This window comes from Sodalinema gerasimenkoae IPPAS B-353 (assembly GCF_009846485.1).
Classification (GTDB): Bacteria; Cyanobacteriota; Cyanobacteriia; order Cyanobacteriales; family Geitlerinemataceae; genus Sodalinema; species Sodalinema gerasimenkoae.
On record NZ_ML776472.1, the window covers coordinates 2,027,073 to 2,051,484 of the forward strand.

Below are 24,412 nucleotides of genomic sequence, written 5' to 3' on the forward strand. Positions count from 1 at the left end.
AAGGAAAACAGGGCCGGCTTGGCAGGGGATTAGGATACACTGGAGGTTCCTCCCCTATCGGCGGCTCTGGTTATGGTTCGCAGCTTTGATCTGATTGTTTTTGGTGATGAAGTTCCCGGTATTTTGGCTCTGGTGACAGCAGCTCGTGAGTTGCGCCAGCGGACCGGAAGCTGGCCGCGATCGCTACTGATGCTCAAAGGAGCGGCAACGGAACCCATTGGCGGTCATTTGGTGCGGGGAGGACTGTCTTATCTCGATCGCAGTGGTATTCCCGTCGATCTGCGACAACGTCATGGCTTAGCCACATTTGGCGACCCCCCAGCTATTTATCAAGAATTTCTGACTCGCTCTCAGGTGGATTTGATTGCCCTTGACCCTAAACGGGCCAATCCGGCCTTACGAGCCATGCTTGGGGAGGTGGGGGCCATGATGACGGGCCAGGTGGAGATTGCCGAGGTCTTAAAAACCGGCACCCGTATTAGTGGCTTGCGTCTGACGCGAGGGGAAACCTTTTTGGCTAAGCAGTTCATTGATGCCACCGTGAATGCAGAACTGGCGCAACAGGCGGGGGTGAAGAAGTTACAAGGGTTTGCCACCTTTGGACTCCCTGAAGCAGAACTGCCGGTGACCCTCTGTTTTGAAACAGAAGGGGTGACGGTGGCGAAGGTGCGCGAGGTGGAAAATTATTATCTTCATCATCTCTTGGATGCTCAAAGTCCCCTGGGCCAAGAGTGGTTAAAACGAGCCTCCGGGGGAGATTTGGCAATTGTGAAGTTTTTACGGGACTCCTTGACCAATGCCCAGGGACAGCCGTTGCGACTCTACAGCGATCGCGATTTTATTGATGTGCGATCGCGGGCCCTAAGTATTGGCTATCATGCTCGCCGCAACAAGCCCTTTTCCCTCAAGGACAGTGGCTTTCTCCTCGACAATGGCAATGTGGCCATTCTGCCGGGAAACCGTCTCTCCTGGAACTCCCTATTATGGTTCGTCACCGGTGCAGAAGCCGAGGCCCTGGCCCGTAATCAGGCCCGGCCTACGGAGGCTATTTTAGGGGAGTTTGAACAGGTGCGTCGTTGGTTTATGGAGACCTTTGGTGCGTCAGAGGTGCGGCCGGCGGCCGAACTCTATATTCGTCATGCGGGGAATATCGCCGGGGCGGTGAGTCCTCTCAGTGGCGCTCAGATGCTCGATGGTGGGGTTCCGGCGGAAGAGGCGTTGGCCACCTTTGGCTATCACTTTGATGTACGGGGAGGCATTGAAGGGTTAGGCAAAAAGGCGCGGGCCAAGGGCTATGAGAGTGTTAGTGTTCAGGCAAAACCGGTGTTTAACGTGGGCATTCGTCAGGCCCAAGTCAAAGGAATTCCCAATTTTGCGGTGGTGAGTCCAGCGTCGGATTTTCCGGGTTATGCCTCTTCGGCCGGGCGGATTGTGGAATATAACGTGGGGGTGGCTCAGGGGTTGGGTATCGCTGCTGCGATCGCCTTAGATCAGGGCCGACAACTCTCGGAAATTACCAATTTAGAGGTGCGTCAGGTGTTGGCGCAACGGGGACGGCTCTCGAAAGTCTATGGGATTCGTCAACCGGATGCGGCTCAGTATTTGGCGAGTTTTGAGAAGGCCTTAGCCCCGGCGGTTGTGGAACCCGAGCCTGCGGGGGAATTACGGGATATTGCGGGCCATTGGGCCCAGCCGTTTATTGAGGCGTTGTTTGAACGGGAAATTATTGCTGGGATGGGCCATCGCCGCTTTATGCCGGATGAACCGTTGACCCGGGCGGCGTTTGCGGCGATTCTGGCGAAGGCCTTTGATATCCCCTCGGTGCGGGACCCTCAGGTGTTTTTGGATGTTTCGGCGGGATTTTGGGGCTATCAGGCCATTCGTAAGGCGAATCAGATGGGGTTTATTGCTGGGTTCCCCAATGGTAGTTTTCGCCCGGAGGAGTTGGTGACCCGGACTCAAGCTTGGGTGGCGGTAGTAAATGGCTTGAATTTAGCGCCTGAGGCGGATGTGGAGTTGTTGTCGTTTTATGGCGATCGCAATCAGATCCCCAGTTATGCTCAGACGGCGGTGGCCCGAGCGACTCAGGCTGAGTTAGTGGCGAATTACCCCAATCGCCGCCAGTTGCAACCTCAAGCGTCGATGACTCGCGCGGAGGTGGCGGTAACGGTGTATCAGGCGTTGGTGAAGTTAGGGCGATTGCCTGAGATTGAGTCGCCCTATGTGATTACGGCCGGGACGTTGGCGGCCCCTCCCTTTACGGATTTAGATGGCCATTGGACGGCGGAATTTGTGACGGCGTTGACGGCGAAGGGCTTGATTAGTGGCTATCCTGATAAGACGTTTCGCCCTGATGCGCCGTTGTCTCGGGCGGCGTTTGCCACGTTGTTGGCTAAGGCCTTTGATCCAGAGCCGGTTCGAGAGGCGATCGCGTTTCGGGATGTGTCGCCGGGATTTTGGGCGGCTAAGGCGATTCAACAGGTGGCTCGGGGCGGGTTTATGTCTGGGGTTGGGGGCGATCGCTTCGCCCCGAATCTCAATCTACAACGGCTCTCGATCTGGTTGGCGTTGGTGAATGGCCAGAATTTGGGCGAGGCGGATGTCTCGAAGTTGCAGCCGTTTCAGGATGCGGGGGAGATTCCCACGGCGGCTAAACCCGCTGTGGCTATGGCCCTTAAGCGGGGGTTAGTGGTGAATTATCCTGAGGGCGATCGGCTCAACCCCAATCGGGATGCAACCCGTGGGGAAGTAGCGGTAATTCTCTATCAGGCGTTACTCGATGCGGGATTATGGGACTTCGAGGCGATCGACTCGCCCTATCTCATTCAGCCTCGGTAGGGAGACTCAGTCAGCAATTGTTAACGAAAGTTTTTCTAGGACTGGGTTTGGCAAAATTAGCGCTTTAATGGAGGTAGTGACTCTCCCGAAGCTATGGATACCTATTCAAATCAACCCAACCCACAACGAGAGGCGGTGGAGAAAAAGAGTATGGATGAGATGCTTCTGACCCTAGACCATTTGTTTGAGCGGGAAGAAGCCACGGCCAAAATTGTTTTGGCAGCGCTCTACGATATGGGAGCGGAAAATATCTACTACCGACAACTTCGCAGCCGCATACTTCGGGGTGCATTTCGACCGGTGACGAAAGTCTCTAAGCCTGTATTCTTGTTTTTTGGTTTACGCTGGTTTAAGGCAAATTGTCCATTTTTAATTGCTGATTGGCTCCGCTCGTTGGTGGAGTTTGAGAAGCAAAAAGAAGCCAAAACATCGGAGGTTGTGCAAACGTCAGAGCCATCTTTAAATGATGACCAACTTACGAAAAAGTGGGTCGTCGTTGAACGGGGAAATCAGGAAGTTGAGCGTTTATCGGGTCAGGTGCAGCTACTGACGAGTACCCTATTGATTACGGTGGCGGTCATGGGAGGAATGTTAGCCTGGCTCGGTTATGAGTTACATCTGACTCGCGCTCAGGTCAATCAGGAACCGGCGGTTACCCAGACTCGGAGTGAGGGAACTGGGGAGAAGTGAGGGGATTGACTGAGACACTCTCCTAGAGTTGTCCCTGGAGGAAGAGGACTATCACACCCAACCCAATGGCTTGGTGAAGAATGACAATCCCCCAGAAGGTTATTTGATAGGATCGTTTAACGGATTTATGGCGGAGTCGGCGCTGAGCGATGATCCCCCCTAGCCACCCCCCAGCTAGCTCACTCAAATGCAGGATATTTTCGGGGATTCTCCATTGCTTCTGTTGGGCCCGGGATTTGTCTTCAGCATAGAGTTTAAAGGTTACTAGACTCATGAGAGGATAGACAATCAATGGAGCAAAAATTCCGCTATGAGTTAAGAGTTGGAGGCTCCCCAGCAGGGGGACGATTGAGACGAGTGCAACTTGGAGCCAAGGAACGGGGGGGCGTTTGCTTTGAGAGTGTCTTAAGGGTGCGGGCGATCGGGGTGGTGTGTTCTGACTCGTCGCTCCCAAAATGGAGGCATCACACGCTCGAATTTTACCTTTTTTATGGGTGATTGAGTATTGAATTTCATCCCCAACTTTGGGACGGCGTTTCGTTTTTTTTAGGGCGGAGATGTGGATGAAGACTTGGGGTTGACTGGGATTCCCTTGGATGAATCCAAATCCTCTTTCATCATTCCACTTGATGAGTCTGCCGATTTGTAGTTTGGAGGTCAAGGGGTCACCTCAACTGTAATTGGAATGGCTTTATCGATTCATACTACCATGCAAAACTGACGTCAAGATATCAAATCAATCTTGATGATTTTGAGTTGTCCCGGTGGCTAGATAAAATAATCCAGCTAGATGCGATCGATATTTATCCGCGATTTGATCAGGGGGTTAGGCGGTGAGATCCTATCGCCCCTGAAACGCGCATCAGCGATCGCCGACGTGAACTCCCAAGCCGTAATTAACTCAATTTATGGCCACAATTGCCACAGAAGCGATCGCTCGCCTCTACGGGAGAGCCACATTGACTGCAAAACCGCCGTTGAGATCCCCCTGATTGAGATGATGCTCCCATTCGCATCTCCATATTGCCCATGCGCATTTCCATGGGATTAGTATTCATCTCCATATTGCCCATTTTCATCGGCTTCATAGGTTGCATCGGCTGCATGGGTTGCATCGGCTGCATCGGCTGTATGGGTTGCATCGGTTCCATGGGTTGCATCGGCTCTTGTGAGGAACCGGGAATCTCGGACACCTCTTGTAAGGGGATACTGCTGGCTTCGGAAAGGTTAGAACTTTGTCCTTGGATCTGAATCCAGCGATCGCCCTCTTGGGCCTGAATTTTCAGTGCAATTCCCCCAGGAGTGCGATATATCTCGGGGGGAGCAGTCCAGGCTCCGGTTTCAAAGCTATTACTCGACTGTTGTTGTTGTCCAGGACTCCCGCTGGCGGTGGTGACGACGGTTTGGCTACCGGAATTGTTCAGATAAACCGTTTGGTTGTTACCCAGGTCGCATTGATAAGCCATAGTTGCTCCTTGATGTGCTGTATCTGGGAAAAATCTCGCTTGAACGAACCCACCCTTAGTTTAACGTTGCCAGGGAGTAGCTCAGTAGGGGGTCTGTGTAACACCATGTAACGATTTTGCCCCTACCCCCTAGGCAAAATGCTGAAAGCCGGTATAACTTAATATAGCTATCTGGCGATTATCAGAAAAGACCTATGACAACGACTGTTCCCCAGCCTCAACTTGACGAACTCAAACCCGGCGTGAAGGTTCCCGCCAAGGAAACCATCCTCACCCCTCGCTTTTACGTGACGGACTTTGATAAAGTCGCGGCGATGGATTTGTCTCTGCAAGAGGAAGAAATCGACGCCATGATTGGGGAGATGCAAGCGGACTACAATCGCTATCACTTCGTACGCGATGAAGAGTTTGAGCAATCTTGGGAGCATATCGACGAACAGACCCGTGCCGCGTTTGTGGACTTCCTGGAACGCTCTTGTACCTCTGAATTTTCGGGATTTCTGCTGTTTAAGGAACTCTCCCGTAAACTCAAGGGTCGCAATCCTCGCCTAGCGGAGATTTTCTCTCTCATGGCGAGAGACGAGGCTCGTCACGCCGGATTCTTGAACAAGGCGATGAGTGACTTCAACATCCGCCTGGATTTGGGCTATTTGACCCGGAATCGCAGTTATACCTTCTTTAAGCCCGAGTGGATTATCTACGCGGTCTATCTCTCGGAGAAAATCGGCTACTGGCGTTATATTACGATTTTCCGCCATCTGGAGCAGAATCCCGATCGCCAGTTCTATCCTCTCTTCAAACGCTTCGAGAGCTGGTGTCAGGATGAAAATCGCCACGGAGATATCTTTAAGGCTCTGTTGCGATCGCAGCCAAAAATGTGGAAATCTTGGCAAGGTCGGCTCTGGTCTCGTTTCTTCCTGCTCACGGTTTTCGCCACCCACTCTCTGACGGTATTGGAGCGGGCTGATTTTTACCGTTCCCTGGGTTTAGATCCCTATGAGTTCGACAAAACCGTCGTCCGCAACACTAACGCCAGTGCGGCGCGCGCCTTCCCCGAGGTTCTGGATGTGGAGCGTCCGGAGTTTTTTGAACGGATGTATCGCTGTGCTGAACGCAACGAACAGTTAGCGGCGATTTCGGCCAGCAATGATTCTAAGTTGGCGAAATTCCTGAAAAAAGCGCCTCTGCTGTTGGGGACGATGGTGGATTTAACCCGCTTGTATTTCATGCGTCCGATTGATGCGGAAGCCTTACGGGGTGAGGTGTACTAGAGCGATAAACAGGGGGTAGGGGGAATGTATGAGTCTCCTACCCCGAACTACATCATGATGGTGGGAAAGGCAATTCCGAGCAGTCCAGCTAATGCTAGCCAGATGGGAATCAATTGCCAGTCTGGGATCTTGTAAGTTAAGGTCGTCGCAAGCGGTAAGACCCCAATTTGGGGCAGTTAAGCCGCTCATGATATCTAATCCTATCGCGAGTACAATCGCGGCGATAGAGGCAACTACCATGCGCTGGTTAGACCGTGGTGCTTTACGGAGACTCCTGATACTACTGGGATGTTGCGTGTTTACCCTAATCGGAGTCTCTCGAACCATGATTATGATGCCGGGTCAGAGCTATCGGGGAGAACTCCCTCCCCTGACCTTGAGCCAGCAGACCCTCGCTCAGCAATTGCGAGTCGATATAGAACGCATTGCGATCGCCCCCCACCACTATCTAGCTTATCCAGAGTTGGTGGCGATCGCCGACTACCTAGAAGACCAATTGACCGATGTGGCACAACAGCGAGGGGAGGTTGAACGTCAAGACTACCCAATTAGCGGTCAAACCTTCAGCAACGTGATTTTAGAACTCCCTGGTCAACAGCAGGCTGAGGAAATCATCGTCATTGGCGCTCACTATGACTCTGTGGATGCTCCTGGAGGAGTGCCGGGAGCCAACGATAACGGCTCAGGAGTCGCCGCTGTCCTAGCCTTGGCCCGTCACTTTGCCGAGCATCCTCAGTCACGAACCCTACGCTTTGTCGCCTTTACCAACGAGGAACCGCCTTTTTTCCAGACCGAGAACATGGGCAGTCTGGTGTATGCGCGACGCTGTCAAGAGCGAGGGGAGAAGGTGGTGGGGATGTTGAGTTTAGAAACGATGGGCTATTATGACGACGCGCCAGGAAGTCAGACCTATCCTTTGGGATTGTTAGACCAGATTTATCCGATTCAAGGTAATTTCATTAGTTTTGTGGGCAATCTGGATTCAGCGAAGTTTGTGCGTCAAGTAGTGCGTCACTTCCGCCAGTCGATATCCTTCCCGTCAGAAGGAGCAATTCTTCCCGGTGCCGTCCCGGGGGCCGGTTGGTCAGACCATTGGGCGTTTTGGCAGCAAGGGTATCCCGCCTTAATGGTCACCGATACCGCCCCCTTTCGCTATCCCTACTACCACACTCCAGACGATACGGTGGATAAGGTTGACTTTGACCGGTTAGCTCGGGTTGTGGAGGGATTGGCCTCTGTCATTGGTCATTTGGGAGCTGGGGATTGAGGTGGTGTTGGCGCTTAAGTGCATAACTCGGTTGTCCATTCATCCTCAGGGGTAGGTCCTCGCCGACATTGTTGTTGACGGCCGGCCCAGACCAGTTCCCAGGTAACGCCATCTTCTTGCAAGTCGAACTCCAAGCGATAGCGTACTGCGCCAACAGAATCATCGGGGAGGGAGTCGAGGGTGAGGATGGCTTCGGCTCGGTTGGTGTCGGGCATATTCAGGGTTAGGGTTTCTTCCTCGATACCCACCGTCTCCGTGAGGCCAAAGTTGTCTTGCGTGAAGCGTTCGATGTCTCGGGTGGTGCGTTCGCTCGGGAGTTCTTCTAGGCTGGTATATTGGTCGCGATCGCCATCGGCACTTTCATGAGTGGGTTCTGTGGCCGCTCCCGCCTGCCAGAGACGGACAATGGGAGTTGGGAACGTGGGTGGTTGACCTGCCCAAGCCAGGGTTTTACCATCGGGACTTAAGGCAATGGCGGAGGCTCCCCCTTGCTGACGGGTGAGAATAGAAGTATTGACTGGGTTCCCCTGCATATCAATCAGCAGCGCCTCACCAAACTGACCTGCTAAGAGATTACCATCGGCACTAATACTCACCGGAAAACGGCTAGAGGACTCATGTTGATAGCGTCGTTCTCCCTGTTGCCAATCCCAAACATCTACCTGTCCCGGAGAGCCTCCAGACCCGTCATTGGCCCAAATTGCCGGAGTTTGGGTCACCAGATAGCGACCATCAGGGGTAAACTGAAGGTTCGTGATGTCATGGGAGTCTCCCTGGAGCGATCGCAGCGGCTCGGCTGAGTTTCCCCCAACATCCCACAACTGCACCTGAGTGCTATCCTGAGATCCATCAGGTAAGTTCATCTCTACAGTCGCCAAAGTTTGTCCATCGGGACTCAGGGCGATCGTCTCAAGCAGTCCTACATCCATCGACGTCTCTAACGACCCATTGTCGAGAGACCACCGTTGCAATTCCCCGGCACAGGCTGCCCAAAGTTGGCTCCCATCCGAGGTAAAGGCGACATCTTGACATCCCGCATCTCCCCCCAAGGTTTGTTGAGCTTCGCCGCTATTGAGATCCCAAAGAATCAAGGAATCTTCGGTGCTTAATCGTCCTTGACTGCGGCTAGTTGTCGCCAGGGTTTGACCATCGGGACTCATGACCATGGCTGTGGGAGGAACTGTTGCCATTGGGGACTGTCCTGCTGGCCGATGGCCTTCCAGACGATGTAACACCTGCCCTGACGCCACATCCCAGACCTTGAGAGCATCATAACTGGCAATGGCCAACGTTTGACCATCGGGGCTAAACACCAGCTTCGTCGGAGACTCATCATGACCTTCTAAAACATGGGTCATATCGGCCATGGCCCAATCAACGGGGGTCGCCTCTGGGGAGTCATCGGCAACCTCATCGGGGTCTTGGGCAAGGTCTGAATCCGGTTCTGAGACTGGACTGGTCTCTGTTGTGGGGTCTGAGTCGTCCGTCGGCGGGTCTGCCGCACAGCCGATGATTCCCCCTAAGGCGACGGCCAGACTAAGGCTGAGCAGAAGTCGGGAAGTTCGGCAATGAAGCATGATAATCTTAGGGTCGCATCAGTATAAACCCCAGTCCTGGGAGGGCGATTTCCGGAAACTGAGGCGGGCCAACGATGTCCCAGTCCGTTTCAATGCGAGATTTTACCTAGAAAGCTTGCGCTCTACCTAAGCGGGTGAGCGTCGAGATGATTCAGAACAGCTGTTGCCCTAGAATTGAGACCCCTACCCTGAACTACCCCATGATGGCGGGAAGGCTAATTCCAAATAGCAGCAAGAGATTGGCAGACCAAAACGCCAAGAGAATCCAGATTAAGGTTAAGATGAGACGGCGATGAGGCAGATGCTGTCGTCGTTGTAGCTGTTGATAAGCCTGCCAGAGTTGTCCGGTGCGCCACAAGGTATAGAGTATGCCAATGAGGACAACTAGGCTAGGAAAGTAGAGGTTTGTGATGACTTGTTCCGTGACGAGTTGGGCTAGGATAACCAGGAAGTAATAAGCGAGGATGGCTCGGAGTTGGCGATCGCGCCAGCCCCCAATCAGTCCGATGAAGGGGAGTAAGATGCCAATAATTCCAGCCAACCGTAGCCAGATGCGAATCAGTTGTCTGCCCTGGCTACTGTAGTTTAAGGTCGTCGTGAGAGGTAAGGCCCCAGCTTGGATTAGTTGAGCCGCCAGGAGTATCAATCCTGTTGCGAGAATGATAGCGGCGATCGTGGTTTTGCGCTGAAGCAGATCATAACCCATCATCGATACAAATACAGGACAGACAATTACCGAATAGAGAACCCTGGCGAGAGGTGTTATTTCCTATCAAGAAAACGTCAACTCCTCATCTCGAACATCAGTAACAAACATATAACCAGGGGCATGAGTAATGGCCAACTGTGGCGTCACCCCTCCCAGAACTCAGACATTGCCCAACAATTCTTCGGCTATACTATCGGGGGTCAGGCAGCCAAGCCCAATACCCGAGCCAATGGGAGCGGGCGAATCCTCTCAGTATCGTGAATAAGTGGTCGGGCGTCAGACATATATTGAGTTAAGACCGTTCAGCAAAACGAGGAAACCCTGATGACCAGACAGTGGCAGCGGCAGCTCTTCATCCTCCTAGGGCTTTGGCTAACCTGGGGAACCCCGGACGTTTGGGCAGGAGTGACCCCCAGGCACTTGTCCCCAGACTCCTTACAAGCCCAGTCCTCCCCGGAAATCCGGGAATTGCCCCTAGTGATTGAGGGGAGATTAGATGAAAACAGCGAAATGGCTGCTGATGGTCATCTTTTCGATATGTACCTCTTTCAGGGAACCGCTGGAGATGTCCTAGTCGTTGAATTGGTCGCCCATGATGTCAATGCCGGGTGGATGGTTGTTGATTGGGAAGGGAATATCATTGGCCCCCATCCCGAGGAGAGGAATACAGGTGAAGAAACGCTGCGGGTTGAGTTACCGAGGACTGGTCTTTATGGGGTTGGGGTCTATAGCTATCAACCGGGAGACACAGGAAACTATCATCTGACAGTTCGCCCTGCTACGGCTGTTGGTGGTGAGGAAACGAGGTTATTGGAGGAAGCCCATCATTTGAACCAACGGGTTTTGCAGTTGTTGGGGGAAGGTCGTTACCAAGAAGCTATACCCTTAGCACAACGGGCGCTAGAAATTCGAGAAAGCGCCCGCCCTGGGAGAGACTCACCCCTCTGTCGCCACTAGCCTCAATAATTTGGCAGCACTTTACCAAGCCCAAGGAAATACATCCCAAAGCCTGAGTTTCCTGCAACGGGGCCTAGAAATTGAAGAAACTAACCTAGCCCAAAATCTCGCCATCGGCTCAGAAGCCCGTAAACAAGCCTATATTGCCACCCTAACCGGCACAACTCATGCAACAGTCTCTTTCCATCTTCAAGATGCCCCAAATCATCCCAAGGCAGCCCATCTCGCCCTAACCACCGTCCTACGCCGCAAAGGACGTATCCTCGATGCCGTGACCGAGACGCAACAACTGCTACGAGATAACCTCAGCCCCGAACTCGCTCCCCTTCTGGACGAGTACACCAATGCCCAAACCCAACTGGCGACTCGCCTCTATGCCGGCCTCGGTAACCAAGACCCTGACATTTATCGCTCTGAGATAGACGTCCTGCGTCAACGAGTGGAACAGTTGGAAGATGACTTATCTCGTCGCAGTGCTGAGTTCCGAGTGGCAACGAAACCGGTGGAAATCGAGGTGGTTCAAGCCCTAATTCCTACTGATGCCGCTTTGGTGGAATTGGTGCAATATCGTCCCTGGTTTCAAGGTTCGGAATCTCCCCGCTACGCCGCCTATATCCTCCATGCCTCCGGCGACCCCCAATGGGTAGACTTAGGAGATGCCGAAACCATCGACAATGCCGCTTTTGCCTTCCTCAATGCCACTCGCGTCCCCAACTCCGAGCAACGAGTCCAAACCACAGGACGACAACTCGATGAGTTGCTGATGGCTCCCATTCGTCCTCTCCTCGGAGATGCCACTCATCTACTCCTGTCCCCAGATGGTCAAAGCTGATGGCTCCCATTCGTCCTCTCCTCGGAGATGCCACTCATCTACTCCTGTCCCCAGATGGTCAACTGAACTTGATTCCCTTTGCGGCACTGGTGGATGAGGAAAATCGTTATTTGGTGGAATCCTATCAATTGACTCATTTAACGACTGGACGGGACTTGTTGCGACTGCAATATCCCCGCCCCAGTCGTCAACCGCCGGTGTTGTTCGCCAATCCTGATTATGATGATGCCGATACCTCTGCGGTGGCGCAGGTGGCCAGTGCGACTCGGGGAGAGTCTCAACGGTCAATGGAGATAGAGGATTTACGGTTTGGAGAACTGCCAGGGACTCAGCGGGAGGTGGAGGCGATTGCTCCCCTGCTGGACAATCCCATTATTCTCACGGAAGCGGAGGCGACGGAAAATGCTCTCAAACAGGTTCAGGCTCCCAGTATTCTCCATCTGGCGACTCATGGTTTCTTTCTCCAGGATGTGGAGTTTGTACCGCCTGCTGCTGGGACTCGGGGGGAGATTGAGTTAGTGACGGCGGGAGGGTCGGGGAGTTTGGCTGCGCCTCCCAGTGACCGTCCTACCAGTCGTGAGAATCCTCTGCTGCGCTCAGGTTTGGCATTTGCTGGGTTTAATAGCCGCGACAGTGAGGGGGAGGATGGAGTGTTGACGGCTCTGGAAGTGGTGGGGTTGGATTTGCGGGGGACTCGTTTGGTGGTGATGAGTGCTTGTGAGACAGGGGTGGGCGATGTCGCCAATGGTGAGGGGGTTTATGGCTTGCGGCGAGCCTTTGTGATGGCCGGGGCCGAGAGTCAGTTGATGAGTTTGTGGAAGGTGGCATTATGGCTTGCGGCGAGCCTTTGTGATGGCCGGGGCCGAGAGTCAGTTGATGAGTTTGTGGAAGGTGGCCGATGAGGAGACGGCGGATTTGATGGGGGATTATTATCAACGGTTGTTGGTGGGGGAGGGACGGAGTGAGGCGTTGCGGGAGGTGCAGTTGGACTGGCTCAGTCGGGGGGCGCATCCCTATTATTGGGCGTCGTTATGAGGCGTTGCGGGAGGTGCAGTTGGACTGGCTCAGTCGGGGGGCGCATCCCTATTATTGGGCGTCGTTTCTGTTTTCGGGGCAATGGACGGCGATGGATTGAGGGGTGGGTTTTCTCCTCCGAGAAGGGGATGGCAAGAGGAAACCACAGAGTCACAGAGAACACAGAGGTAGAGGAGGGGATATCCATGAATAAGCGACCCACTCTCAGAAATACATATTGATGATGGCACAGAGCGAGGAGAGTCATTCCCGAGCCACTGAACGCAGACAATTGTTATCCTCAGCGATTTCTGGGGCAATTTCTGGGTTTTCGGTATCACACCTGTGCCACTGTCGCTTCTTGCAATCTCATGGATAATCCTTTTCACTATTGGCAACTGATGCGTCTGAGGTCATCCGGTCAATCTCAGATTCAGGCAAACCTAGAGGTACAGACTTGGCTGCAAGAACGCTTCCCAATGGCCCTACTGGAACCGGATTACCCAGATAGCCAATTTCAACGGCAGTTATGTAACTGCTGGCGGGAACAGGAGCAAGATGGGGACTTGGCTCAATTAAGTCTTCGTTGCTTCATCAGTCATCAGATTCACCAGGCCTGTCTGCATCTGGCACAACGCTATGGAGAACGCTATGGACTTTCATCACAGGAGTTATTGCCCCTAGTTCTGGATGATGAAGGGAAGCTTGACTCGGTCTATCGTCCTCTCAGTTTGGAGATTCTTGAGAGTTATAACCCCGACAAGTCCGCCTTAAGTACCTGGACTCGTCAACTTGCCTACAACCATCCCGGGCTGAATCGCGTATTGTTAGACAAGGGCATCTATCGTGCCAGTGACTGGGCCATCCTTAATGATACCAATGCTGAGCAACTCGAACGGATTTTACGAGACTATCACTTGTGTAGTAACCATGAAATTACTCAGGCCTTGAGCCTATTACAACAGTATCAACAAATCTATCGGCGCGATCGCCTACTGCAACGTCGTCTCGGTCAACGGGGGCGCTGCCAAGTTCCCACCGAGGAGCAACTGCAACAGATGAACCCCACGGTTTCTAGTGGAGTTGTTCTCAAACAACTCAAACACCTTGCCAGTCAATTACGAGAGTATCGTGTTCATGTTCGCAGTGGTAATCCCCGACTTTACCAGCCCCGAGATGAACAGGAATTAGAAACCTTGGTGGGGCAACAACCCGGTGACTGGGGGGCGATGGAGGATGAGTCAGATCGTTTTTTGCAAGCCTATCGACAAGCCCTCAAAGATACTCTGGCAGGTGCGATCGCCCAAGTCCTAAAAACCAACTTAGACAAACTTCGTTGTCGCAAAAATGGACGCGATTACGCTTATCTTCAGGGACTCCATTTATCTCAATGCCAGGGTCTTTCCATGATGAAAATTGCGCCACAAATTGGGCTAACGTCCCAAGTCCAAGTGACGCGACTCCTCAATCTCAAACGCCTGCGATTAGAGGTACGCCATCTCCTGATTGCTAAACTCTATCAGCGGCTTACTCAGGAAGCCCTCAACTATATCCCAATTGAGCGGCTTCGCGCCATTGACCAAACCCTAGAGACCCTACTCACTGAATTGGTGGATGACATCATGGCAGAGTCAGCGGCTGGAACTCAATCGGCACAACCTTGCCAACATGTCAGTCGGTTTAATGCTGCATTATGCCGTGCCATTTGTCCATTACGCCAGAGTTTTGAGTGATGAGTTCTTACTACCAAACCTTGCGTTCTTTCTCCTTACCCAATGTCATTATGACTTACTCTAGCCAATGCCAACTTCTCGACCTTGACCCGGATCAAGGAACAACCGTTCACCTGACCACTGGGGCTGTAAATTGGGCGGTTGAAGTCTGTCAAGAACAGGTCGATACGGACAACCAATGGTTTTGTTTTTTGCAAGCCATGGCACTCAAGGGGTTACAGCAATGGCTCGATCAGGGCGCTCAGGCGTTACCTCTTGATTACAGTCACAAGGCCCCATTGAACCCTGGTGTCAACTGTCAAGTGAAAGGATTTCGCCTCTGCTTGTTGGTGCAGGGTAGCCTCAGTGATGGTCTGATTTCGATTCCCCGTTATACCCTCAGGGACCCTCTGAACTTTGCCCATCTTTATATTTTGGCCGAGGTTCAGGAGGAAGCCGACCAAGTGACAATCTTGGCGGGATTGCGTCGCGATCGCCTGGTGAGCTTGAAGGAGTCCGGAGACCTTGCTCTGAGCCGTAAGGGACATTATCATGTGCCTCTCGAAGACTGGGATCTCTCTCCCGAAGACCTCCTGCTCTATCTACATTGTCTCAATCCCGAGACACTGGAAGCAGGTCATTCCGAGAAACAGGTTCCTGCCCGTCGTCTCTATCTTCAGCCGGCCTTAAATGCGCGAGATTGGCTCAAAGATAAACTCGACAGCGTGGCGGAGCAGTTTCACTGGACGTTGTTGCCTCCCCTAGCCCTGTCCCATCAGTTGATGTCGGTACAAAGTCCCGCCGAAGAACTCGAAACCCTGCTCAAAGACCTAGAACAACAGGGGGTGACCATTCCCGAAACCGCTAGAGGGGCGTATCAGGAGTTACATCATCAGGGACTCCCCGGTCGTCTCTATGCTCTAACTTGGAAGGTGTTTGATTCCCACTATTCTCCGGAATGGTCGTTGTTCCTCTGCCTCGGCCCCAGTCCTGGGGAATCCTTAGCACCGGGAACTGAACTGATTGTTCAGGATGAAACGTCGGTCTTAGTTCGTCAAGGCCTCAACGAAGACTCGGGAGAGGTTTATCTCTATACTCAAGTGATTGGTAACTTCGACGAGCAGTTTACGGTGAGTATCATCTCCGGTGAGGGAACCCCTCTCACTCTACCCCCCTTTACCTTTCACACTTGAGCCACTCTCTCGCAGCCCCTCTCCTGTTGTCATGGCCTACCGACTCAGTATCCATCAAATTGAGCAAAGTTGTCTGTTTGACCTGATGTGGGGCCAAGGACAGCGATTAACGGCCACCATCGCCTTTCCTCAAGTTCTGTTGACTCTCTATCAGGCATGGCGACGAGCCTATTTGGGGTATTACAAACATGTAGGGGCGAAGGATTTTTCGCCCCTACGGGGACGGGTGGGGGCGATGGGACAGTTAGCGGGGCCGCCGGTGGATTGGCATAGTCAATTGGTGCAGGCGGAGGCTCGTTTTCTCTCAGAGTTCCATCGTTGGCTGAAACGGGGGGAATTGTTTGATTTGCGATCGCAGTTGGCAACTCCCTTAACCCCCGGCTCAAACGACACCTTGTTTTTAACCTGTAGTTCTCTGGAACTGGCTCGTTTTCCCTGGGAGACTTGGGAATTTGGTCGACATATCGAGGTGGTGCGATCACGAAGCGTGCGGGAGGCGAGATCGCCCTCATCCCTTTCTCCCCTACCTCCCCGTCAGAGCTTCCGACGGGGCAGACCTCGGGTGTTAGCCATTTTAGGGGATGAAACGGGTCTTAATTTTAAGGGAGAGCGTCTGGCCCTGAAAGCCCAACGACGCTGTTTAGAGATTCACTATGTGGGTTGGCAACCGGGGGACGAGTCCCGAGTTCTGAAAGAGCGGATTTGTCGGGCGATCGCCGATCCCCAAGGCTGGGATATCCTCTTTTTTGCTGGTCACAGTAATGAGGCGGCGTTGCTCGATGGACAGGTGGCGATCGCCCCCCAAACGGCCCTATCGATTCGCGATCTCAGCCCCTATCTCTAACAGGCCCAGCAACGGGGGTTACAGTTTGCCCTGTTCAACTCCTGCTCGGGACTCGATATTGCTCAAGGCTTAATTAACCTGGGTTTAGCCCATGTAGCTATCATGCGGGAACCCGTCCACAATGAGGTGGCCCAGGAGTTTTTAGTGCATTTTTTGCAAGGACTCTCAAGCGGTGAAACGGTGCAAACGGCCTTACGCGGGGCCTGTGAGTTCCTTCTGGCATATTCGTCCTCGCCGTGAGTCTCCCCGGCGGCGAACTCCCTTTAGTTATCAGTTGGCGATCGCCCATCGGCTTCAGCAGCAGCAAGAGGGTCGTCCTCTGGCGGGGTCACGGGAAGCCCAGGTGCAAGAGTTTCTCCAGGAGGGAGAAGGGTCGGGGTTATCCCCTTGGGCAGAGTTACATCCGGTAACCTTATGGTCTTATCGTTGGCGTCAGCGTTGGTTACAGCCGCTGTTGGATTTTTCTCTGCCTCCCCAGGTGATCTATGAGAGGGTGCTGGCTTGGCAATTGCTGGAATCCCCCGAGGCAACGTTGGCTGAGTTGAGGCGAGAGGATTGGTCTGATGCGATCGTGATTATCGCGGCGGGGGGCTATTACGAGGCGGGGATTGACCGGGATGGGGGGGATAATCTGTCACCGCCCCCGGCGATACGCTATTGGCAACGGCGGCAGGGACAGGGACGGGCGGCGTTTATGGGGGGCGAGGCTCATGCCTATATGACCCATCATTTTCTCACCAATCATCTGGTGATTCCCATTCCTGATAGCTGGTTGCTCTTGGGGACGGTGTTGGCCTGCAAAGTGCTGGTGGTGTATGGGCGAGAACGCTGGCGGGGTCAGGGTTGCTGGTGGGCTGGACTAGGGGCGATCGCGGTTTATGGTGGGATTTCGTTGCAGGTCTATATTAGCGCCGGGCTGTTATTACCCTGGTTGTTTCCGGCATTGGCGATCGCCCTCTATAGCTGGGACATGGGCCGCTCTGAATAAGTGGCATTCCCGTGGAAATACATAAAATTAGGGAACAGGGAACAGGGGGGAAGAAGGCAATCGGCACAAAACAACGTAGGGGCGAACCCTTGTGGTCGCCCTCTTTCGGCAATCGGCAATCGGCACAAAACAACGTAGGGGCGAACCCTTGTGGTCGCCCTCTTTCGGCGATCGGCAATCGGCACAAAACAACGTAGGGGCGAACCCTTGTGGTCGCCCTCTTTCGGCAATCGGCACATTGAGGTGATGCACTATGAAACGACGCTTAGGACGAGTCAACGTAGGATGTTCCCTGGTTTTGATGACCCTGATGGGGCTGACAGGACTGTCGCGCCCTCTCTCGGCTCAGGAAGGGCAGTCGACTCAACAAACCACCGGTTCAGACGATGTTGAGGATGAGGGACTGGGGAGTTACTCCGGCTCTCGGGGGATGCTGTTCTGTGTTCGCCCCGGCCAGTCTAGGGAGATGACCTTTCCCCTGATGCTAAGTCCGTCTTCAACTCTTGAAGCTTGGCAGGAGTTTGGGGTCAGTTCCTTCGGGCCTGAAACGTTGGCCCGGCGCTCCGGGCGCCTACCACCTCCTTTTCCAACTAAGGTGGCGCAGATGGGGGATTCGGTGTTTGAGGTGGCGTCAGACCCGGAGTTACAACTGACCCGGATTTTGGTCTGTGTTCCCTCGTTTTATCCTTCTGTGTCACCTGAATCTGAATAAGTGTATCATCCGTGGAAATACATACAATTAGCACGACAACTTGGGGAATCGACCATCATGAATCTGCGATTAAACTTGGGACTGGCCAGCGCAACCACGGAAGGGAGTTCCTTGGGGATGACACCGATGACTATGATTACGGCGCAACCGCAACTGTTGCGCTTGCAACCTCAACCTGAGCGGCGGCGAAGTGGACGCAAGGTGGCACAATTGTATCAAGATGAGTTCGTAGTGTCCTTTGAGGACTGGATTCGTGAAGGGTTCCATCACATTGAGAGCGATCGCTTTGAGGAAGCTCTGACCCTGTTTGACGGCGTGATTGAAGCCGATGCCCGGATTGCGATCGCCTGGATGGGGCGAGGGTTTGCCCTGAATGAGTTGAAACGCTATGAGGAGGCGATCGATGCCTTTGAGCAGGCGTTGAACCTCGATAAAACCCTTTATTACGCCTGGGTAGGATTAGGACGTGCTAGGGAAGCCAAAGGGTCACCGGAGTTGGCCTTATACGCCTATGACCCCGCCCTAGAGATTGATGCCGAGATTGTTTGGGCTTGGTATTACCGAGGTCTCTCGTTAATGACATTAGAGCAGTATGAAGAAGCCCTAGCCTCCCTTGATGAAGCATTGCGGCTAAATTCCCAATGGGCCTCCATCTGGCATTGTCGCGGCTGGCTGTTGGGAACCATTGAACACTATGAGGGGGCGATCGCCTCCTTTGATCAGGCATTAGCATTAGACCCCAGCGATCCTTGGACTTGGTATTATCGCGGTCTCTCCCTCGCCTTCGCTGGGGAAACCAAAACCGCCCTAGAGTCGGTGAGTCAAGCTTTACGGATTAAACCCGGTCTAAATCGCGCTCAGGACTTATTTGAGCAGTTACAGTCCCTCTTGGGAGAGTAACACGGGGGCGGGATCTCGTTGAGAGGATGACGTCCATAGACGGTTCTCTCTCCAGGAGATCCTGCATTCTCCGCTCCTCAGAGTGGCGATCGTGAAGCGTGCGAGAACCATAATCCCAGACCCTGACTCACCATAAACATCTGTATTTTTGTTTGCATTTTTAAATGATTCAAGGGTCTTCAGAAATCCCTTGTGGTTGCCCTGCCGACAAGCAAATTGAATTAAAATAAAACCCCAAACCGTAGGGGCAATTCCTTGTGGCCGGCGAGCGATCGCTGAGCCGTGTTTGCCCTGCCCATATTTTGCATCCACTGCAACCAAACAATACCTAATAAAGACTTTTTTATTTACCCAAACAATCACAAAGTTTTGTCAGAAAAACCTAACATAGAGCCGTTAAAAACTAGAGCCAAGACATTGCCAAACACCGGCTATAATATCGGAGGTCAGAGGCCAAGACCTGAAACCGGAGACCGCAGGAACAGGCGAATCCCCTCAGCACAGTGAACAAGTGGTTTGGCGTCAGACATGCTTTGAATTAAAACCGTTTGGTACTACGAGGAAACGATGATGAGCAGACATTGGCAGCGGCGGCTATTCATCCTCTTAGGGCTTTGGCTAACCTGGGGAACCCCAGAAGTCTTGGCAGGAGTGACCCCCAGGCAGTTTCCCAGGGAATCCTTACAAGCCCAGTCCAGCGTGCAAATCTGGGAATTGCCCCTGGTGATTGAGGGCAACTTAGACGAAAACAGCGAAATGGGTGCTGATGGTCGTCCTTTGAATGGTTACGCCTTTGAGGGAACTGCTGGAGATGCCCTAGTGATTGAATTGGTCACCCATGATGTCAATGCCGGGCTGTTAGTCTGGGATTGGGAGTGGAATCTCATTGGCCCCTACCCTGAGGAGAGGGAAACGGACAAAGAAACAGTGCGGGTTGAGTTACCGAGGACTGGTCTTTATGTCGTTATTGTCTATGGACATCAACAGGGAGACACAGGAGACTATCATCTGACCGTTCGCCCTGCCACAGCCGCTGATGCTGAGGAAATGAGGGTATTGGACGAAGCTCATTATTTGAACCAACAGGTTTTGCAGTTGTTGGGGGAAGGTCGTTACGAGGACGCCATGCCCTTGGCACAACAGGCACTAGAAATCCGAGAAACCACCCTAGGAGAGTCCCACCCCGATGTGGCCCAAAGCCTCAATAATCTGGCTCGACTCTACTGGAACCAGGGAAACACGAGTGCGGCGGAACCTCTCTTGCGTCGTGCCCTAGACATCTGGGAAACCGGCCCGGGAGAGTCTCACCTTGATGTGGCCCAAAGCCTTAATAATTTGGCAGAACTCTATCGTGACCAGAGAAACTACGCTGCCGCAGAACCTCTCTACCTACATGCCCTAGACATCCGTGAAACTCAACTGGGAGCCAATCATCCCGATGTGGCCCAAAGCCTTAATAATTTGGCACAACTCTACCATGACCAAGGAAACTACGCTGCCGCAGAACCTCTCTACCATCGTGCCCTAGACATCCGTGAAACTCAACTGGGAGTCAATCATCCCGATGTAGCCCAAAGCCTCAACAATCTGGCTCGACTTTACTGGAACCAGAGAAACTATAGTGCGGCCGAACCTCTCTACCGTCAGTCCCTAGACATCCTAGAAACCGCCCTGGGAGCCAATCATCCTGATGCGGCCCAAAGCCTCAATAATTTGGCACAACTCTACCGTAACCAGGGACACCATAGTGCGGCCGAACCTCTCTTGCGTCGTGTCCTGGAGATACAAGAAACCCACCTGGGAGAGTCTCACCCCGATGTCGCCACCAGCCTCCGTCATTTGGCCTCACTCTACTGGAACCAGGGAAACACTAGTGCGGCCGAACCTCTCTTACGTCGTTCCCTTGAGATACGAGAAACCACTCTGGAAGCCAATCACCCTGATGTCGCCGACAGCCTCCGTCATTTGGCCTCACTCTACCGTCACCAGGGAAACACTAGTGCGGCCGAACCGCTCTTGCGTCGTTCCCTAGAAATCCGAGAAACTGCCCTGGGAGAGTCTCACCCCAGTGTCGCTATCAGCCTCCATAATTTGGCAAATCTCTACCAAGCCCAAGGAGATACATCTCAAAGCCTCAGTTTCCTTCAACGGGGCTTGGAAATTGAGGAAACTAACCTAGCCCAGAATCTCGCCATCGGCTCAGAAGCACGTAAACAAGCCTATATCGCTACCTTATCCAGCACAACTCACCGAACCATCTCCCTCCATCTCCAAGATGCTCCTGACCATCCCCAAGCAGCACGTCTCGCCCTAACCACAGTCCTACGCCGCAAAGGACGCATCCTCGATGCCGTCACCGAGACGCAACAACTTCTACGAGACAATCTCAGCCCCGAACTGACTCCCCTTCTGGACGAGTACACCAACGCCCAAACTCAACTTGCGACTCGCCTCTATGCCGGTAGACTCCCCTTCTGGACGAGTACACCAACGCCCAAACTCAACTTGCGACTCGCCTCTATGCCGGTTTAGGGAACCAAGACCCTGACCTCTATCGCTCCGAGATAGACACACTCCGTCAACAGGTGGAACAGTTGGAAAATGACTTATCCCGTCGTAGTGCTGAGTTCCGAGTGGCAACGGAACCAGTTGAAATCGAGGCGGTTCAGGCTCTGATTCCGGCTGATGCGGCGTTGGTAGAACTGGTGCAATATCGTCCCTGGTCACAAGGTTGGGGAACGCTTCGCTACGCTGCCTATGTCCTCCATTCCTCTGGTGAACCCCAGTGGGTGGACTTGGGAGATGCCGAGACGATTGACAATGCCGCCTTTGCCTTCCTCAATGCCACTCGTTCCCCCAACTCCGAGCAACGAGTCCAAACTACAGGACGACAACTCGATGAGTTGCTGATGGCTCCCATTCGTCCTCTACTGGGAGATGCTACTCGTCTGCTACTCTCTCCTGATAGTCAACTTAACTTGATTCCCTTTGCCGCATTGGTGGATGAGGAGAATCGTTATCTGGTGGAATCCTATCAGTTAACTCATTTGACCACCGGACGAGACTTGTTACGACTGCAAAATCCCCGTCCCAGTCGTCAACCGCCCGTGTTGTTTGCCAATCCTGATTATGATGATGCCGATACCTCTGCCGTGGCGCAGGTGGCACAGGCCAGTCGGGGAGAGTCTCAACGGTCTATGGAGATAGAGGATTTGCGGTTTGGAGAACTGCCGGGGACTCAGCGGGAGGTGGAGGCCATTGCTCCGCTACTTGATAATCCCATAATTCTCACGGAGGCGGAGGCGACGGAAAATGCTCTCAAACAGGTTCAGGCTCCCAGTATTCTCCATCTGGCGACTCATGGTTTCTTTCTCCAGGATGTGGAGTTTGTACCGCCTCAGCCTAGGACGGATTTCACTCGGGGCGAGATTGAACTGGTGACGGATTGGAGTCTCCATAATGCACCGCCCAGTGACCGTCCCCGCAGTAGTGAGAATCCTCTGCTGCGCTCTGGGTTGGCATTTGCTGGGTTTAATACCCGAGACAGTGAGGGAGAAGATGGAGTGTTGACAGCCCTGGAAGCGGTGGGGTTGGATTTGCGGGGGACTCGTTTGGTGGTGATGAGTGCTTGTGAGACGGGAGTGGGGGATGTGGCTAATGGTGAGGGGGTTTATGGCTTGCGGCGAGCCTTTGTGATGGCCGGGGCCGAGAGTCAGTTGATGAGTTTGTGGAAGGTGGCGGATGAGGAGACGGCGGATTTGATGGGGGATTATTATCAACGGTTGTTGGTAGGGGAGGGACGGAGTGAGGCGTTGCGGGAAGTGCAGTTAGACTGGCTCAGTCGGGGGGCGCATCCCTATTATTGGGCCTCGTTCCTGTTTTCGGGGCAGTGGACGCCGATAGAGTAATCTCCTCGCTGATGCACTCTCCTATACTCAATCGGGTAGGTACTAAGCGGAGGAAGTGAATAACCTCACCTGAGTTCGGGATAAGCTAAACAACACCTGAGTTCGGGATAAGCTAAACAACTAAAACTCTTGTCCAGTAAAGAGTTCAGCCAATCTGGTCCGACATGATGCCGACTTGTGATTCGCAACAAGCCGGTTGGTTGCGTCTATTGTCAACAGCCGAACTTATTGACAGCCGAGTCAGCTCAAGAAAGGGAGAAGCCGTATAAGCTAAAAAGTGTTCAATTCATTCAGCTAGCTTCCCCCATGCTTAGTTTAACGTGAGTTCGGCTTGACCCGAACTCACGTTTTGTAAGCTTCCAGACATTGGGTTAGAGGCTGCGAAGAATTACGGTCTGGTGACGGACGAGTGAGGCCTCCTGCCGGGCAACCAGACAGGATTTATTCCACGTTATGTCTCTCCTCCTGGGAGACGTTAGGGGTGGATTCTCCCTGTTCCCTATTTCCTATCAAGAAAACGTCAACTCCTCATCTCGAACATCCGTAATAAACATATAGCCAGGGGCATGAGTAATCGCCAATTCTGGGTGACTTTTCATAATCGCCAACTGTGGCGTTACCCCACAAGCCCAAAACACCGGAATTTCATCCTCACGAATCGTCACCGCCTCACCAAAATCAGGAGCATTGATATTCTCAATTCCCAACCGCTCAGGATTGCCAAAATGCAGTGGTGCGCCATGGGCCTTCGCAAAGCGCCCCGTCACCTCCACCGCCTGAATTGCCTGTTTCGGTGTTAAAGGACGCATCGAAACCACCATATTTCCAGAAAAGCGGCCCGCTGACTGACAGGGAATTGTGGTCTGATACATCGGCACATTTTTCCCTTCCTCAATATGACGAACCGGCAACCCCGCCGCCAGCATGACCGCCTCAAACGAGAACGAACAGCCCAACAGAAAGCCCACAAAATCCTCTTGCCAGAGGTCTCGGATATCGGTCACCTCATCCACCAGAATTCCAGATTTCCAAACCCGATAGAGAGGAACATCCGTGCGTAAATCCGCCCCAGGAGCCACCTGTCGAGGTTCCCAGTCCCCCACCTCCGTCACATCCAGAATTGGACAAGGTTTAGGGTTACGGGTACAGAACAACAAAAAATCGAAAGCATCAGACTGAGGCAGAATCACCAAATTGGCTTGGACAGACCCTGGCGCTAAACCCGGAGTGGGTTGGGACAGAGTCCCCCCTCGAAAAGCCTCACGAATTTCTCTGGCATTGAAGGAGTTGATGTCTTGCATGTGAGAACTGCCAAACTCAGAATTTATTTATTATAAGTGATAAATTTCATTGAATCGTACTTTCATGTCCATTTTAAAGAGGGGTACTATCACACTCAACAGAGAGTGCTGAAAAACCAAGAACTAAGACATTGCCCAACAATTCTTCGGCTATACTATCGGGGGTCAGGCAGCCAAGCCCAATACCCGAGCCAATGGGAGCGGGCGAATCCCCTCAGCACAGTGAATAAGTG

At 53.0% G+C, this 24,412-nt stretch carries 21 protein-coding genes; 16 read left to right on the forward strand and 5 right to left on the reverse strand.

Annotation, left to right across the window (positions count from 1 at the left end; all coding sequences use genetic code 11):
- The first annotated feature begins 72 nt into the window (after nucleotides 1–72).
- A complete protein-coding gene (locus L855_RS08800) occupies nucleotides 73–2,838 on the forward strand; it encodes an S-layer homology domain-containing protein (protein ID WP_159786899.1) in 2,766 nt (921 codons plus the stop codon).
- Nucleotides 2,839–2,931: 93 nt separating this feature from the next.
- Nucleotides 2,932–3,528 carry a hypothetical protein gene (locus L855_RS08805; protein ID WP_159786902.1) on the forward strand — a complete coding sequence of 199 codons (597 nt, stop codon included), beginning with the start codon at nucleotides 2,932–2,934 and terminating at the stop codon, nucleotides 3,526–3,528.
- A gap of 22 nt (nucleotides 3,529–3,550) precedes the next feature.
- Here the strand turns inward: L855_RS08805 and L855_RS22780 are convergent, their stop codons facing one another.
- A complete protein-coding gene (locus L855_RS22780; protein WP_159786905.1) occupies nucleotides 3,551–4,189 on the reverse strand; it encodes a DUF1294 domain-containing protein in 639 nt (212 codons plus the stop codon).
- Nucleotides 4,190–4,424: 235 nt separating this feature from the next.
- The gene (locus L855_RS08815; RefSeq protein ID WP_159786908.1) at nucleotides 4,425–4,994 is read right to left on the reverse strand and encodes a zinc ribbon domain-containing protein; all 570 of its coding nucleotides are present in this window, start codon (nucleotides 4,992–4,994) and stop codon (nucleotides 4,425–4,427) included.
- Nucleotides 4,995–5,188: 194 nt separating this feature from the next.
- On the opposite strand from L855_RS08815, the gene acsF reads away from it, so the two are divergent.
- Nucleotides 5,189–6,265, forward strand: a complete 1,077-nt coding sequence (gene acsF, locus L855_RS08820) for a magnesium-protoporphyrin IX monomethyl ester (oxidative) cyclase (RefSeq protein WP_159786911.1) — start codon at nucleotides 5,189–5,191, stop codon at nucleotides 6,263–6,265.
- A 334-nt stretch (nucleotides 6,266–6,599) separates the two neighbouring features.
- Nucleotides 6,600–7,532 (forward strand): M28 family peptidase, encoded by a 933-nt coding sequence (locus L855_RS08825; RefSeq protein ID WP_246199482.1) that lies wholly within the window; start codon nucleotides 6,600–6,602, stop codon nucleotides 7,530–7,532.
- Nucleotides 7,533–7,546: 14 nt separating this feature from the next.
- On the opposite strand, the gene L855_RS08830 is transcribed toward L855_RS08825, so the two are convergent.
- Nucleotides 7,547–9,109, reverse strand: coding sequence for a WD40 repeat domain-containing protein (locus tag L855_RS08830; RefSeq protein ID WP_159786917.1), 1,563 nt, complete (start codon nucleotides 9,107–9,109; stop codon nucleotides 7,547–7,549).
- A 193-nt stretch (nucleotides 9,110–9,302) separates the two neighbouring features.
- Entirely contained in the window at nucleotides 9,303–9,818 is a 516-nt protein-coding gene (locus tag L855_RS08835; RefSeq protein ID WP_159786920.1) for a hypothetical protein, read from the reverse strand.
- Between the two features lie 324 nt (nucleotides 9,819–10,142).
- On the opposite strand from L855_RS08835, the gene L855_RS08840 reads away from it, so the two are divergent.
- From L855_RS08840 to L855_RS21755, 12 genes are all read left to right on the forward strand, one after another.
- Complete coding sequence (locus tag L855_RS08840; protein ID WP_159786923.1) at nucleotides 10,143–10,775, forward strand: hypothetical protein; 633 nt, start codon at nucleotides 10,143–10,145, stop codon at nucleotides 10,773–10,775.
- Nucleotides 10,776–10,785: 10 nt separating this feature from the next.
- Nucleotides 10,786–11,607, forward strand: coding sequence for a hypothetical protein (locus tag L855_RS08845; RefSeq protein ID WP_246198775.1), 822 nt, complete (start codon nucleotides 10,786–10,788; stop codon nucleotides 11,605–11,607).
- Complete coding sequence (locus L855_RS08850; RefSeq protein WP_219729891.1) at nucleotides 11,607–12,509, forward strand: CHAT domain-containing protein; 903 nt, start codon at nucleotides 11,607–11,609, stop codon at nucleotides 12,507–12,509. Before L855_RS08845 ends, L855_RS08850 begins: the two co-directional genes overlap by 1 nt.
- Nucleotides 12,484–12,642 carry a CHAT domain-containing protein gene (locus L855_RS22195; protein ID WP_281349489.1) on the forward strand — a complete coding sequence of 53 codons (159 nt, stop codon included), beginning with the start codon at nucleotides 12,484–12,486 and terminating at the stop codon, nucleotides 12,640–12,642. The genes L855_RS08850 and L855_RS22195 overlap by 26 nt, the downstream gene beginning before the upstream one ends.
- A 350-nt stretch (nucleotides 12,643–12,992) precedes the next feature.
- Entirely contained in the window at nucleotides 12,993–14,354 is a 1,362-nt protein-coding gene (locus L855_RS08855; RefSeq protein WP_159786926.1) for a hypothetical protein, read from the forward strand.
- A gap of 50 nt (nucleotides 14,355–14,404) precedes the next feature.
- Nucleotides 14,405–15,526: a DUF1822 family protein gene (locus tag L855_RS08860; RefSeq protein WP_159786929.1), complete on the forward strand. Its 1,122-nt coding sequence runs from the start codon at nucleotides 14,405–14,407 to the stop codon at nucleotides 15,524–15,526.
- A 31-nt stretch (nucleotides 15,527–15,557) separates the two neighbouring features.
- A complete protein-coding gene (locus tag L855_RS21415; RefSeq protein ID WP_219729893.1) occupies nucleotides 15,558–16,370 on the forward strand; it encodes a hypothetical protein in 813 nt (270 codons plus the stop codon).
- Between the two features lie 172 nt (nucleotides 16,371–16,542).
- Nucleotides 16,543–17,358 carry a hypothetical protein gene (locus tag L855_RS21425; RefSeq protein ID WP_219729894.1) on the forward strand — a complete coding sequence of 272 codons (816 nt, stop codon included), beginning with the start codon at nucleotides 16,543–16,545 and terminating at the stop codon, nucleotides 17,356–17,358.
- Between the two features lie 253 nt (nucleotides 17,359–17,611).
- Nucleotides 17,612–18,070, forward strand: coding sequence for a hypothetical protein (locus L855_RS08870; RefSeq protein WP_159786932.1), 459 nt, complete (start codon nucleotides 17,612–17,614; stop codon nucleotides 18,068–18,070).
- A 57-nt stretch (nucleotides 18,071–18,127) separates the two neighbouring features.
- Nucleotides 18,128–18,970: a tetratricopeptide repeat protein gene (locus L855_RS08875; protein WP_159786935.1), complete on the forward strand. Its 843-nt coding sequence runs from the start codon at nucleotides 18,128–18,130 to the stop codon at nucleotides 18,968–18,970.
- 567 nt (nucleotides 18,971–19,537) lie between these two features.
- A complete protein-coding gene (locus L855_RS21750; RefSeq protein WP_246198776.1) occupies nucleotides 19,538–21,502 on the forward strand; it encodes a tetratricopeptide repeat protein in 1,965 nt (654 codons plus the stop codon).
- Nucleotides 21,503–21,555: 53 nt separating this feature from the next.
- The gene (locus L855_RS21755; protein ID WP_246198777.1) at nucleotides 21,556–22,878 is read left to right on the forward strand and encodes a CHAT domain-containing protein; all 1,323 of its coding nucleotides are present in this window, start codon (nucleotides 21,556–21,558) and stop codon (nucleotides 22,876–22,878) included.
- 509 nt (nucleotides 22,879–23,387) lie between these two features.
- On the opposite strand, the gene L855_RS08885 is transcribed toward L855_RS21755, so the two are convergent.
- Nucleotides 23,388–24,179 (reverse strand): putative hydro-lyase, encoded by a 792-nt coding sequence (locus tag L855_RS08885; RefSeq protein WP_159786938.1) that lies wholly within the window; start codon nucleotides 24,177–24,179, stop codon nucleotides 23,388–23,390.
- Nucleotides 24,180–24,412: the final 233 nt, after the last annotated feature.

Bases quoted from the DNA above. Each gene is read 5' to 3' on its own strand.
- L855_RS08800 (WP_159786899.1), top strand. From the start codon at position 73: ATGGTTCGCAGCTTTGATCTGATTGTTTTTGGTGATGAAGTTCCCGGT.
- L855_RS08805 (WP_159786902.1), top strand. From the start codon at position 2,932: ATGGATACCTATTCAAATCAACCCAACCCACAACGAGAGGCGGTGGAG.
- L855_RS08815 (WP_159786908.1), bottom strand. From the start codon at position 4,994: ATGGCTTATCAATGCGACCTGGGTAACAACCAAACGGTTTATCTGAAC.
- acsF (WP_159786911.1), top strand. From the start codon at position 5,189: ATGACAACGACTGTTCCCCAGCCTCAACTTGACGAACTCAAACCCGGC.
- L855_RS08825 (WP_246199482.1), top strand. From the start codon at position 6,600: ATGCCGGGTCAGAGCTATCGGGGAGAACTCCCTCCCCTGACCTTGAGC.
- L855_RS08830 (WP_159786917.1), bottom strand. From the start codon at position 9,109: ATGCTTCATTGCCGAACTTCCCGACTTCTGCTCAGCCTTAGTCTGGCC.
- L855_RS08835 (WP_159786920.1), bottom strand. From the start codon at position 9,818: ATGATGGGTTATGATCTGCTTCAGCGCAAAACCACGATCGCCGCTATC.
- L855_RS08840 (WP_159786923.1), top strand. From the start codon at position 10,143: ATGACCAGACAGTGGCAGCGGCAGCTCTTCATCCTCCTAGGGCTTTGG.
- L855_RS08850 (WP_219729891.1), top strand. From the start codon at position 11,607: ATGGCTCCCATTCGTCCTCTCCTCGGAGATGCCACTCATCTACTCCTG.
- L855_RS22195 (WP_281349489.1), top strand. From the start codon at position 12,484: ATGAGTTTGTGGAAGGTGGCCGATGAGGAGACGGCGGATTTGATGGGG.
- L855_RS08855 (WP_159786926.1), top strand. From the start codon at position 12,993: ATGGATAATCCTTTTCACTATTGGCAACTGATGCGTCTGAGGTCATCC.
- L855_RS08860 (WP_159786929.1), top strand. From the start codon at position 14,405: ATGACTTACTCTAGCCAATGCCAACTTCTCGACCTTGACCCGGATCAA.
- L855_RS21415 (WP_219729893.1), top strand. From the start codon at position 15,558: ATGGCCTACCGACTCAGTATCCATCAAATTGAGCAAAGTTGTCTGTTT.
- L855_RS08870 (WP_159786932.1), top strand. From the start codon at position 17,612: ATGAAACGACGCTTAGGACGAGTCAACGTAGGATGTTCCCTGGTTTTG.
- L855_RS08875 (WP_159786935.1), top strand. From the start codon at position 18,128: ATGAATCTGCGATTAAACTTGGGACTGGCCAGCGCAACCACGGAAGGG.
- L855_RS21750 (WP_246198776.1), top strand. From the start codon at position 19,538: ATGATGAGCAGACATTGGCAGCGGCGGCTATTCATCCTCTTAGGGCTT.
- L855_RS08885 (WP_159786938.1), bottom strand. From the start codon at position 24,179: ATGCAAGACATCAACTCCTTCAATGCCAGAGAAATTCGTGAGGCTTTT.